The sequence below is a fragment of the Mycobacterium adipatum genome (genome assembly GCF_001644575.1).
GTDB classification, from domain to species: Bacteria; Actinomycetota; Actinomycetes; order Mycobacteriales; family Mycobacteriaceae; genus Mycobacterium; species Mycobacterium adipatum.
On record NZ_CP015596.1, the window covers coordinates 4120236 to 4132190 of the forward strand.

Annotated in this window: 12 protein-coding genes; 2 read left to right on the top strand and 10 right to left on the bottom strand. The window is 69.0% G+C overall.

Going from position 1 to position 11955, the window contains the following annotated elements; all coding sequences use genetic code 11:
• Positions 1-13 precede the first annotated feature (13 nt).
• The 4 genes from A7U43_RS19555 to map form a co-directional block, all read right to left on the bottom strand.
• Positions 14-589: an alpha/beta hydrolase gene (locus A7U43_RS19555; protein ID WP_067998558.1), complete on the bottom strand. Its 576-nt coding sequence runs from the start codon at positions 587-589 to the stop codon at positions 14-16.
• Positions 590-650: 61 nt separating this feature from the next.
• Positions 651-1310 carry a hypothetical protein gene (locus tag A7U43_RS19560; RefSeq protein WP_067998560.1) on the bottom strand — a complete coding sequence of 220 codons (660 nt, stop codon included), beginning with the start codon at positions 1308-1310 and terminating at the stop codon, positions 651-653.
• The gene (locus A7U43_RS19565; protein ID WP_068003222.1) at positions 1307-2749 is read right to left on the bottom strand and encodes a cobyric acid synthase; all 1443 of its coding nucleotides are present in this window, start codon (positions 2747-2749) and stop codon (positions 1307-1309) included. Before A7U43_RS19565 ends, A7U43_RS19560 begins: the two co-directional genes overlap by 4 nt.
• A 47-nt stretch (positions 2750-2796) precedes the next feature.
• The gene (map, locus tag A7U43_RS19570) at positions 2797-3654 is read right to left on the bottom strand and encodes a type I methionyl aminopeptidase (RefSeq protein ID WP_067998562.1); all 858 of its coding nucleotides are present in this window, start codon (positions 3652-3654) and stop codon (positions 2797-2799) included.
• 78 nt (positions 3655-3732) lie between these two features.
• On the opposite strand from map, the gene A7U43_RS19575 reads away from it, so the two are divergent.
• Complete coding sequence (locus tag A7U43_RS19575) at positions 3733-4110, top strand: PaaI family thioesterase (RefSeq protein WP_067998564.1); 378 nt, start codon at positions 3733-3735, stop codon at positions 4108-4110.
• Here the strand turns inward: A7U43_RS19575 and A7U43_RS19580 are convergent.
• From A7U43_RS19580 to dxr, 6 genes are all read right to left on the bottom strand, one after another.
• On the bottom strand, positions 4107-4688 hold the full coding sequence (locus tag A7U43_RS19580) for a DUF1707 SHOCT-like domain-containing protein (RefSeq protein ID WP_067998566.1): 582 nt from the start codon (positions 4686-4688) through the stop codon (positions 4107-4109). The genes A7U43_RS19575 and A7U43_RS19580 overlap by 4 nt on opposite strands.
• Before the next feature lie 12 nt (positions 4689-4700).
• Positions 4701-6545, bottom strand: coding sequence for a penicillin-binding transpeptidase domain-containing protein (locus A7U43_RS19585; protein ID WP_067998568.1), 1845 nt, complete (start codon positions 6543-6545; stop codon positions 4701-4703).
• A gap of 75 nt (positions 6546-6620) precedes the next feature.
• A complete protein-coding gene (locus A7U43_RS19590; RefSeq protein ID WP_067998570.1) occupies positions 6621-7475 on the bottom strand; it encodes a GNAT family N-acetyltransferase in 855 nt (284 codons plus the stop codon).
• A gap of 55 nt (positions 7476-7530) precedes the next feature.
• On the bottom strand, positions 7531-8667 hold the full coding sequence (gene ispG / locus A7U43_RS19595) for a flavodoxin-dependent (E)-4-hydroxy-3-methylbut-2-enyl-diphosphate synthase (RefSeq protein WP_067998572.1): 1137 nt from the start codon (positions 8665-8667) through the stop codon (positions 7531-7533).
• Between the two features lie 31 nt (positions 8668-8698).
• Entirely contained in the window at positions 8699-9934 is a 1236-nt protein-coding gene (locus tag A7U43_RS19600) for a M50 family metallopeptidase (RefSeq protein WP_067998574.1), read from the bottom strand.
• Positions 9931-11136 (bottom strand): 1-deoxy-D-xylulose-5-phosphate reductoisomerase, encoded by a 1206-nt coding sequence (gene dxr, locus A7U43_RS19605; protein ID WP_067998576.1) that lies wholly within the window; start codon positions 11134-11136, stop codon positions 9931-9933. The genes A7U43_RS19600 and dxr overlap by 4 nt, the downstream gene beginning before the upstream one ends.
• An 85-nt stretch (positions 11137-11221) precedes the next feature.
• On the opposite strand from dxr, the gene A7U43_RS19610 reads away from it, so the two are divergent.
• Complete coding sequence (locus tag A7U43_RS19610) at positions 11222-11902, top strand: fasciclin domain-containing protein (RefSeq protein ID WP_067998578.1); 681 nt, start codon at positions 11222-11224, stop codon at positions 11900-11902.
• Positions 11903-11955: the final 53 nt, after the last annotated feature.

The window sequence follows — 11955 nt, forward strand, 5'->3', positions numbered from 1 at the left end:
GTGCCCCCGCCGGTCACCAGGTGCTGGTGCGCATCACGATCTCGGCGGCCAACTGCGCGGTGGATTCGCCGGCGTTGCGCCGGCCCAGCAGTTCGACCAGACGGAAATCGCCGTAGACGAAACGCTGGCTGGCGCGTGCCACCTTCGCCGCCGCCGCGGTGCTCACCAGGGCGGTGGTGGCGACCTCCACCGGCGGGCAGTTCTCGTCGCGGATGACGCCGGCCTCGTCGGGGGCCCGTGGATGCCCGCGGTCGATGACCACCAGTCCGGTGAACCGGTCCAGCCGGGTGGCGGCCAGCTCCCAGGCCAACTCCGCGCCCACCCGGTCACCGACCAGGGTGCCCCAGCGCACGCCGAGCGCGTCCATGATGCCGATAACTGAAATCGCGGTCAGGCGCGGCGACGGGGCGATGACGACGGTGCGCAGTGAGGCGGTGTGCAGCCGCTGACAGACCGCATCGTAGGCGGCCGGGACCTGCTGGACGGACCCGAGCAGCACCACCACACCGGCGTTCTCCGGGCCCGCGACCTCGACCGCGAAGGGAAAACCGTCGACAGTCACGGTCGACCCGGCGGTCTCGGCAGGCATGTCGGTCACGCTAGGACATCCGCGGACACGGCGCAGGCGTTTGCCCGTCTTGCGGGGCGCATCACGGCATCGCCAGCCGTTGTGCTTGTTTGCCGGTCACGTCCAGAAAAGTCTGTGGCAGCGTGGCTTTGACGCTGATCGCCGGGTTCGGCGTCGGGAACGCAACCGCGAAGACGGCCATCGAATCGACGTTCTCGAAGGAGAACCAGACGCTGCTCTTGGTGCCGGTGAGATCCATCGTCTGCTGGTAGACCAGGGCATCCGGCCGTTCGGTGTCCAGGCGCTCGGTGGTCATCGGGATGGGTGCCGCGGAGCGGTCGAAGTAGGTGTCGAAGTGCGCGCACCGCTGCGCGGTCGCCTCCAGCCCCGCCATGTCCAGTGGCCAGCTCAGCACGGTCACCAGCATCCGGGCGCCGTCGTAGCTGACGGTGTATTTGGCCGCGCTGCCCGGGCCGCGCTCGGCGGAGGCGGTGATGACCTTGGTGAACCCCTCGCTGCACCCGGGTGGATCGGACAGCATCGCCGGCGGCGCGCCGGCGCCGTCGGGTTGGCCGGGATTCTCGATGACGCGGTCGAACTGCACCCCCGGCGGGAAGTCGGCCGCACTCAACAGCACCCGTTCCAGGCGCTCGCCCGGCCACGTCGGGCTGCCCTGCACGGCGCTGCTGCAGCCGGTCAGCACGGCCATGACCACCAGCAGCACCGGCAGTCGTCTGATCATGGCCCCAGGCTACCGAGCGCCGAGCCGATGACCGGTCGCGGCGGCGGACCACTGAGCAGGCCCAGCACTGCGTCGAGGTCGACGTGCGCGCTCAACGCATCGGCCATCAGATCGAGTTGGGCGTCGCGGCGGGCCGGCACGCTGACATCGCCGGCCACCACGAAACCGGTGCGCCCCGCCGCCGTGGCCGCCTCGGCCAACCAGCCGCGCCGGACCCGGTCGTTGTCGAGCAGTCCGTGCCAGTGGGTCCCGTAGATCGCACCGCGGCGGATCCCGACGCCGAGCCAGTCGTCCTCGGCGCTGCGGATGACCTGGCCGTGATGGATCTCGTAACCGTGCAGCGGGGTGTCCCAGTGCCGCAACGTCTTCTCGGGAGCGAACGCGATATCGGCGTCCAGCAGGCCCAGCCCGTCGACGGCGCCGGCGCCGGATTCCACCGGGTCGTCGATGGTCCGGCACAACATCTGGAAGCCACCGCACACACCGAGCACCGGGCGCCCGGCGGCGGCGTGCGCGGCCACGGCGTCGGCCAGGCCGCGCTCGCGTAACCACGCCAGGTCCGACACCGTGGCCTTGCTGCCGGGCAGCACCACCACGTCGGCGTCGGCGATATCGGCAGGCTCGGCCACCCAGTGCACCGCCACCCCCGGTTCGCAGGCCAGCGCCTCGACATCGGTGGAGTTCGAGATCCGGGGCAGCCGCACCGCGGCCACCGTCAGCCAGTCCGCGCCGCACGGCGGGATCGGTTGCCCCAGGCTCTGCCCGGCCTGCACGGACAGCGAGTCCTCGGTGTCCAACCACAACCCATCCAGGTACGGGATGACGCCATAGGTGGGCCGGCCGGTGAGGCCGGCCAACTGACGCAGCCCCGGCTCCAGCAGCGCCGGGTCGCCGCGGAACTTGTTCACCAGGAATCCGCTGATCAGCGCCTGGTCCTCGGGTTCGAGCACCGCGACGGTTCCGAACAGGTGGGCCAACAGTCCGCCGCGGTCGATATCGCCGACCACCACGACCGGCAGATTGCCTGCGCGGGCCAGCCCCATGTTGGCCAGGTCGGTGGCCCGCAGATTGATCTCCGCGGGCGACCCGGCCCCTTCGCAGATCACCACGTCGAATTCGTCTCGCAGGGACTGCAATTCGGTGTTGACGATATCGGCCAGCTGACGGCGCCGGGTCAGGTAGTCACCGGCGGCCATGGTGCCGGCAACCTGCCCACGCACCACCAGCTGCGAGGTCCGGTCGCTGCCCGGTTTGAGCAGCACCGGGTTGAAACGGATGCTGGGCGCCAGCCCGGCGGCGCGGGCCTGCATGGCCTGCGCGCGGCCGATCTCCCCGCCCTCGACCGTGACGGCGGAATTGTTGCTCATGTTCTGCGCCTTGAACGGGGCGACCCGAATCCCCTTGCGCGCCAGCAGCCGGCACAACCCCGCGACGACCATCGACTTTCCGGCATCGGAGGTGGTGCCGGCGATCAGCAGGGCGCCTTTCACACCAGCGTCAGGATCTCGGCGCCCTCATCGGTGACGACCAGGGTGTGTTCGAACTGCGCGGTCCACTGGCGGTCGCGGGTGGCCACCGTCCAGCCGTCGTCCCAGATCTCGTAGTCCAGGGCGCCGAGATTGATCATCGGCTCGATGGTGAAGGTCATGCCCGGCTCCAGCACGGTGTCGACGGCGGGCTGGTCATAGTGCAACACCACGAGTCCGTTGTGGAAGGTCTCGCCGATGCCGTGGCCGGTGAAATCGCGAACTACGTTGTAGCCGAACCGGTTCGCGTAGGCCTCGATGACCCGGCCGATGATGGACAGCGCCCGACCGGGCTTCACCGCCTTGATGGCCCGCATGGTTGCCTCGTGGGTGCGTTCGACCAGCAGCCGGTGTTCTTGCGAGACATCGCCGGCCAGGAAGGTCGCGTTGGTGTCGCCGTGCACCCCGTCGCGGTAGGCGGTGACATCGATGTTGACGATGTCACCGTCCTCGATGACCGTGGAGTCCGGGATGCCGTGGCAGATGACCTCGTTGAGCGAGGTGCAGCAAGACTTGGGAAATCCCTTGTAGCCCAGGGTGGACGGGTAGGCGCCGTGGTCGAGCATGTATTCGTGCGCGACGCGGTCCAGGTGGTCGGTGGTCACCCCGGGGGCGACCGCCTTGCCGGCCTCGGCGAGCGCGCCGGCCGCGATCCGCCCGGCCACCCGCATCTTCTCGATGACCTCCGGTGTCTGCACCCATGGTTCGTGGCCCTCGACCGCTGTCGGTTTCCACACGTACTCCGGGCGTGGGATGGACTTGGGCACCGGCAGCGTCGGGGAGATCTCACCGGACCGAAGGGGGGCACGAACAGGCATGGTGACAGCCTAATCGCCGCGTCGAGACGGCCGGAGAGCGTAACTCTCACGAAGTGGTAATGGTGTTACCGTACGGCGGTGAGCGAAACCCACATCCTGCACCGGCTGGACTACCGGGAGATCGAGTCGACCGATGACCGGTTGGTACTGGAGATGGCGAACCGCCCGGACCTGGCCAATGTCCGCGGCGCGCTGCAGGGCGGTCTGGTAGCCACCCTGATCGATATCGCGGCCGGCATGCTGGCCGGTAAGGCCAGCGGCGCGCACAACGACGTGACCACCGCCGATCTCAACATCCATTTCCTGGCCCCCATCATGGGTACCGCCCGCGCCGAAGCCACCGTCGTGCGGGCCGGCAAACGGCTCATCGTGACCGCCGTCGATGTCATCGACGTCACCCGCGACCGGCTCGCCGCGAAGGCCACACTGACGTTCGCGGTGCTCGAGCCGCGCTAACTGCGGCGCAGGCTGGGTTTCCAGTTCCGCCGTGGCCCACGAATATCGACCGAACCGCACACCACCTTGCCGGTGAGCACGACGTGCGGGGTGCCCTCGGCCGGCGCGTCGCGGCGGTGGTCATTGGCGCTGCCGACCACGACCTCGACATCGTCGATGGAGGCGCTGGCACCGTCGGGCAGGCGCAGGTCGAGCCCACCGAACCGCAGGTCGAGTTCCACCACGATCATCGGGCCCGCGAACCGCGCCCGGGTCAGATCCAGATCCACCGAACCCATCCGCCGGTGCAGTGCCAGCCGGGTCGGAACGACCCATTCCCCATGGCGTTTCAGCGAGCCCAGCACACCGCGCAGCTCCACCCGGTCCGCGGCCGAGGTGATGATGGCGCCGGGGCCGGGCAGGTCGCCGACGAGTGCTTCGAGATCGGTGTGCAGCCGGGCCTGCGATACCAGCGCCGAGCGTTCCTCGAACTCGCCGATGTCGATCAGGCCGAGTGCGACCGCATTGTGCAGCCGTCGCAGCGTGCCGTTGCGGTCGGCGTCGGACACCCGCAGTGTCGTGAGGTCGTCGTTGTTCATCCCAAGAACAGATTAGGCCAGATAATCCGGCGGCAATCCGTTGAGCATGTCGCGGCACATGCGCACCGCGTATTCCGAACTTCCGCCCCCGACGATGAGGGCCGCGAACGCCATATCGCCGCGGTACCCAGTGAACCAGGCGTGCGAGCCGCCGTTGAACTCGGCCTCACCGGTCTTACCGCGCACATCGCCGAGACCGTTGAGGTCCTTGGCGGTGCCGTTGGTCACCACCAGCCGCATCATCGGGCGCAGGCCCTCGATGATCTCCGGGTTGAGCGGCTCACCGGCCGGCCCGTTCACCTCGGTTTCGCGTCCCTCGATGAGGTGCGGCACCGGGGTCCTGCCCGCCGCCACCGTGGCGGCGACCATGGCCATGCCGAACGGGCTGGCCAGCACCTTGCCCTGCCCGAAACCGTCCTCGGTGCGCTCGGCCAGATCCACCGTCGGGGGCACCGAGCCGGTCACCGTGGGCACTCCGTCGACGATGTAGTCGGGCCCCAGTCCGTAGCGGGCGGCCGCGGTGGTCAGTCCACGCGGGGGCATGGTGCTCGCGAGTTCGGCGAAGGTGGTGTTGCACGAGTTCGCGAAGGCCCGCGACAGCGGCACCGTGCCCAGGTCGAAGGCGTTGTAGTTGGTGACGGTGCGGTGTCCGATGTCCAGGGTGCCGGGACAGCCCAGCAACGTGTTCGGGGTGGCCATATCGCGTTCCAACGCGGCCGCCGCGGTGACGATCTTGAACGTCGACCCCGGTGGATACAGGCCCATGGTGGCGGTCGGGCCGTCGACGTTGGCGGCGGCGTTCTGCGCGACGGCCAGGATCTCTCCGGTCGACGGTTTGATCGCCACCAGCATCGCCTTCTTGCCGACCATGTCCACCGCATCCTGGGCGGCGTTCTGCACGGCGCGGTCCAGGCTGATGGTCACCGACGGCGCCGGGGTGCCCGGCTGCTCGTTGAGCACCGCGACGTCGACACCGTTCTGGTTGACGCTGACCACCCGCCAGCCGGGTTCTCCGACCAGGTCCGCGGCGACCGCCTTCTTCACCTCTGCCACGATGGCCGGCGCGAAGGTCTCGTCGGTGGCCAGCATTTCGGGCTGCGGGGTGATCACGACGCCGGGACGGTTGCCGATGGCGGGGAACACCGCATCGTAATCGGACTTGCGCAGCGTGATCAGGCTCAGCGGTGTGGAGCGCGAGCTGGCCTCCTCGGCCAGGCGCTGGGCATCCATGGTGTTGTCGAAGGGGCGCAGTGCGTCGGCGACCGCGCGGGCGGTGGGCATCAGATCGGCACCGGCGGCCCTGGCATCCAGCGCGTAGTGGTACAGGTAGCCCGGCACCAGGACATCGCTGCCGCCACGCTCGTTCACCGAGGCCCGCCGCGGCGGGTCGGCGCGCAGGGCCAGCGTCTGGTTGGCACCCAAGCCCGGGTGCAGCGCGGTGGCGCCCCAGCGCACCTGCCACAACCCCTCGTTGCGCACCATGTTCAGTTCACCGTCGTAGGTCCAGGTTCGGTCCTTGGGCAGGTGCCAGGTGTAGCGGAACGCGACGGTGCCGGTGTCCAGTGCGTACTTCGACCCGGTGATCTGGGTGTCCAGCCGCTCGGCCTGCAGTCCGGCCCACGCCTCGTTGAGCGCGGACTGGGCCTCGGCCGGCTTGTCGGAAAGGTGCGCGGCGCCGGCGGTGTCGCCGGTGACCAGCGCCTCGAAGAACTGTGCGGCGACGGGTTCGGGACCATCCGGCTTGGGGGTGCAGGCACTGAGGGAGCCGACCGTCGCGATGACGACGAGGATCGCGGCCGCGCTCAGCACACGCGATACCCGTGATGCTGCTGAGGTTGTCGATGCCAGTGATGTCATTGTGGCTGATGGTAAGAGTGTGACTACGGCTTCCGTCGGAGGCGCACCGAGACGGAACCGTTATGCCCCCGACACTCAGTCGAGCAGGATGGTCGCGAAGGTGCCGACCTGGGCGAAGCCGATCTTGGCGTAGGTGGCGCGGGCGACCTCATTGAATCCGTTGACGTACAGGCTGGGTATCCGACCACCGCGCAACACCGCGCCCGACACCGCGGCGGTGCCTGCCGCTCCCAGTCCGCGACCCCGCCAGTCCGGATGCACCCAAACGCCCTGGATCTGTCCGACGGTCGGTGACTGCGAACCGATCTCGGCCTTGAAGACGACCTCGCCGCGCTCGAATCGGGCCCAGGCCCGACCCGCCGCGATCAATCCGGCCACCCGGCGTCGGTAGCTGCGGCCGCCGTCACCCAGGCGCGGGTCGATGCCGACCTCACCGATGAACATGTCGATGGCCGCGATGAGGTAGGCGTCGAGCTCCTCCATCCGCACCGGGCGCACACCCGGGTCGGACGCGCAGTGCGGCGCACCGTGCAGGGCCATCAACGGCTGGTCCGCCCGCACATCGCGGGCGACCCCCCACCCCGGTTCCAACCGCTGCCACAGCGGCAGTACCAGCTCGGCCCGGCCCACCAGCGAGGAGCATCGGCGCGGCACGCTGAGCGCCTTGTCGGCAAACGCCGCAAGGTCCTCGACGCTGCCCCGCAACGGGATGAGGTTCGCCCCGGTGTAGCAGAGCGATTCGGCGGGGCTGCGGCGCGTCCAGAGCTCGCCGCCGATCGCATTGGGGTCGACACCGAAGTCGAGCACCCGACAGGCCACCATGCACGAGGCCACCGGGTCCGCTTCGAGCACCACGCGCACCGCGTCGAGGTCACGAACCACCGACACCTGTCGGTCATCGGTGACACGTGACAGCGGTGGAGCCGACATTCGGGACTCTTTCTGGGCCAGCCGGATCAGGTGACCCCGCTCACAGGGCCGAACTTCAGCTTACGGTGACAACCGGCGGTCCGGAGGTAGTTCCTGCGGCCTCCGACTCCGCGGCGATGCGCATGGCCTCTTCGATCAGCGTCTCGACGATCATCGCCTCCGGCACCGTCTTGACCACCTCGCCCTTGACGAAGATCTGACCCTTGCCGTTGCCGGACGCGACACCGAGGTCGGCCTCGCGGGCCTCCCCCGGCCCGTTCACCACGCACCCCATCACCGCGACGCGCAACGGGATATCCATGCCCTCAAGGCCCGCGGACACCTCGTTGGCCAGCGTGTAGACGTCGACCTGGGCGCGCCCGCAGGACGGGCAGGACACGATCTCCAGACCGCGCGGGCGCAGGTTGAGCGACTCCAGGATCTGGTTGCCGACCTTGATCTCCTCGATCGGCGGCGCGGACAGCGACACCCGGATGGTGTCGCCGATGCCCTTGGACAGCAGCGCACCGAAGGCCACGGCGGACTTGATGGTGCCCTGGAACGCCGGGCCGGCCTCGGTGACACCCAGGTGCAGCGGGTAGTCACACTGCTCGGCCAGCTGCTCGTAGGCCGCGACCATGATCACCGGATCGTTGTGCTTGACGCTGATCTTGATATCGCCGAAACCGTGCTCTTCGAACAGCGAGGCCTCCCACAGCGCCGACTCGACCAGCGCCTCCGGGGTCGCCTTGCCGTACTTCTCCATCATGCGCTTGTCCAGCGAGCCGGCGTTGACGCCGATGCGAATCGGGATATGCGCCGCCGCAGCCGCTTTCGCGACCTCCTTGACGCGGCCGTCGAACTCCTTGATATTGCCCGGGTTGACCCGGACCGCCGCGCAGCCGGCGTCGATGGCGGCGAAGATGTACTTGGGCTGGAAGTGGATATCGGCGATGACCGGGATGTTGGCCTTCTTGGCGATCGCCGGCAGCGCGTCGGCATCCTCCTGCCGCGGGCAGGCCACGCGCACGATATCGCAACCCGACGCGGTGAGTTCGGCGATCTGCTGCAGCGTCGCGTTGATGTCGTGGGTCTTGGTGGTGCACATCGACTGCACCGCGATCGGGTACTCGCTGCCGACGCCGACATCCTTGACCATGAGCTGGCGGGTCTTGCGGCGCGGTGCCAGCGTGGGCGGTGGCGGGGCCGGCATCCCCAGACCGATGGACGTCACAGTGGCTCTCCTATTGGAACAGTCTGATGGGGTTGACCAGGTCGGCGGTGACCGTCAACAGCATGTAGCCGACCACGAACACCAGGACGACGTAGGTGGCGGGCATCAGCTTGAGATAGTTGACCGGCGCCGCGGCGACTTTGCCCCGGGCCGACCGGATCATATTGCGGATCTTCTCGAACACGGCGATCGCGATGTGTCCGCCGTCGAACGGCAACAGCGGGATCAGGTTGATCGCGCCCAGCACGAAGTTCAGCTGTGCCAGGAAGAACCAGAACGCCACCCACAGCCCGGCATCGACGGTGTCGCCGCCGATGATGGACGCCCCGACCACCGAGATGGGTGTCTCGGGGTCACGCTCGCCGCCGCCGATGGCGTCGACCAGGGCGCCGATCTTCGTCGGGATCTTGGCCAGTGCCTTGCCGAGTTCGACGGCCAGGTCGCCGGTGAACGCGAAGGTGGCCGGGATCGCCGACAGCGGGTTGTAGTACGTGGGCCCCGGCGGCAGGGCGGCGCTGACGCCGATCGCACCGACCGTCTCGGGCGTCTGGGCATCGGCGGCGGTGAAGCGCTGGGTCCGCGCGACGTCGACGACGGTGGACAGCCGCTGCCCGTCGCGTTCGTAGACCACCTGGACCGGGCCGTCGAGCTTGCGGATGGCCGCGGCCATATCGGCGAACGTCGCAACCTCGGTGTCCCCGACCTTGACGATGGTGTCCCCGCTCTGGATCCCGGCCAGCGCCGCCGGCCCCGGACCGGGCTGCGGGCACGGACCGTACGGGTCCTCCCCGCCCTTGGCGACCTGCGGTGCCACACAAGAGGTTTCACCGACGATGGCGGTGGTCGGCGGATGCAGATTCGGCAACCCCCAGATGATGGCGATCGAGTAGATGAGCACCAGCCCGATGATGAAGTTCATCGCCGGGCCGGCGAACAGCACCGCGACCCGCTTCCACACCTTCTGCCGGTACATCGCGTGCGGCCGGTCCTCGGGGGCCATCTCCTCCACCGAGGTCATCCCCGCGATATCGCAGAAGCCGCCCAGCGGCACCGCCTTGACGCCGTACTCCGTGCTACCGAGCTTGTTGGGCCGATGCGTCGACCACAGGGTGGGCCCGAAGCCCACGAAGTAGCGACGCACCTTCATCCCGGTGGCTCGGGCCACCCACATATGGCCGCATTCGTGCAGGGCCACCGACACCAGGATGGCCAGCGCGAACGCCACGATGCCGAACGCGAACATCATCGGCTTGCTATTACCTCCCGGTTCACGGCACTGCGGGCCCGGTCCCGGGCCCAGTCCTGCGCGTCGAGTATCTCTTCCACGGTAGCTGGTTGCGCCGCCCACTGATCTGCGGCGTGCAGCACATCGGCCACGGTCCGCACGATGGCCGGGAACTTCAACCGGCCCGCCAGGAAGGCCTCGGCGGCCTCTTCGTTGGCGGCGTTGTAGACCGCGGTCAGGCTGCCACCCCGCTGCCCGGCATGGCGGGCCAGGCTCACCGCCGGGAACACCGCATCGTCGAGCGGCTCGAACGTCCAGGTCGACGCGGTGCTCCAGTCGCAGGCCGACGCCGCGCCGGGTACCCGCTGCGGCCACCCCAACGCCAGCGCGATGGGCAGCCGCATATCGGGCGGGCTGGCCTGCGCGATGGTCGATCCGTCGACGAAGGTCACCATGGAATGCACGATGGACTGCGGGTGCACGACCACATCGATGCGGTCGTAGTCGATACCGAACAGCAGGTGCGTCTCGATCAGCTCGAGCCCCTTGTTGACCAGCGACGCCGAGTTCAGGGTGTTCATCGGGCCCATCGACCAGGTCGGGTGGGCGCCGGCCTGTTCGGGGGTGACGGTCTCCAGGTCGGTGGCCGAGAAGCCGCGGAACGGTCCGCCCGAGGCGGTCAGCACCAGCCGGTCCACCTCGTCGGTGCCGCCGGAGCGCAGGCACTGAGCCAGCGCGGAGTGCTCGGAATCGACCGGCACGATCTGGCCCGGTGCGGCGGCCTTGAGCACCAACGGTCCGCCCGCGACCAGCGACTCCTTGTTGGCCAGCGCCAGCCGGGCGCCACTGTGCAGCGCCGCCAGCGTCGGTGTGAGGCCGAGTGCACCAACGAGTGCGTTGAGCACCACGTCGGCCTCGGTCTCCTCGACGATCCTGGTGGCCGCCGTTTCCCCGACGTAGGGCACATCGCCGATCTTCTCGGCGGCCCGCGGATCGGCGACGGCGAGGTTGCGCACCCCGGTCTGCGCGCGTTGGGCGGCCAGCAGATCGGCATTGCCGCCCCCGGCGGCCAGCCCGACGAGCTCGAAGCGGTCCGGGTTGGCCGCGATGACCTGCAGCGCCTGGGTGCCGATCGAACCGGTGCTGCCCAGGATGAGGACACGGCAGCGCGAGGCGGGGGACGTCACCGGTTCATTGTGCCCCTCAATCCGGCCCCGACCCATCCGGACGCCCGGTTGCACCGAATGAGGGGTGTACGGCGACACGGGCACGGCACCGGCCGGCCCGCCAACAAGGAAGTTGAGCCATATGACACTCACCCCCCATCGGATCGCCATCGCCGGATTCGCCGCGGTGGCAGCGCTCGGGCTCTCCGCATGTTCGGGCGGCAGCTCGTCCACCGAAAGCAGTGCCAGCGAGGCCAGTTCGTCGATGTCGTCGATGACCTCGTCGATGGCGCCGGAAACCACCAGCTCCGCCGCCGCCGCGCCCGCGAGCGGACTGATCGGCACCGGTTGCGCCGCCTACGCCGAGCAGGTGCCCTCCGGCCCGGGTTCGGTGACCGGGATGGCCGCGGACCCGGTCACCGTCGCAGCCTCGAACAACCCGATGCTCAAGACGTTGACGCAGGCCCTTTCCGGACAGCTCAACCCCAACGTCAACCTGGTCGACACCCTCAACGGCGGCGAGTTCACCGTGTTCGCGCCGACCGATGACGCGTTCGCCAAGATCGATCCGGCCACGCTGGAGACGCTCAAGACCGATTCCGACCTGCTGACCTCGATCCTGACCTACCACGTGGTGCCGGGCCAGGCCGGTCCCGACCAGGTGGCCGGTGAGCACAAGACGGTGCAGGGCGAGTCGGTGACCGTCACCGGTGCCGGTGACGACCTGAAGGTCGGCGATGCCGGCCTGGTGTGCGGTGGCGTCAAGACCGCCAACGCCACCGTCTACATGATCGACACGGTGCTGATGCCCCCGGCAGCCTGAGCCGCACTGTCCGGGTGACCCGATGAGCCGGCGAGGCAGCCTTTTCCCCCGAC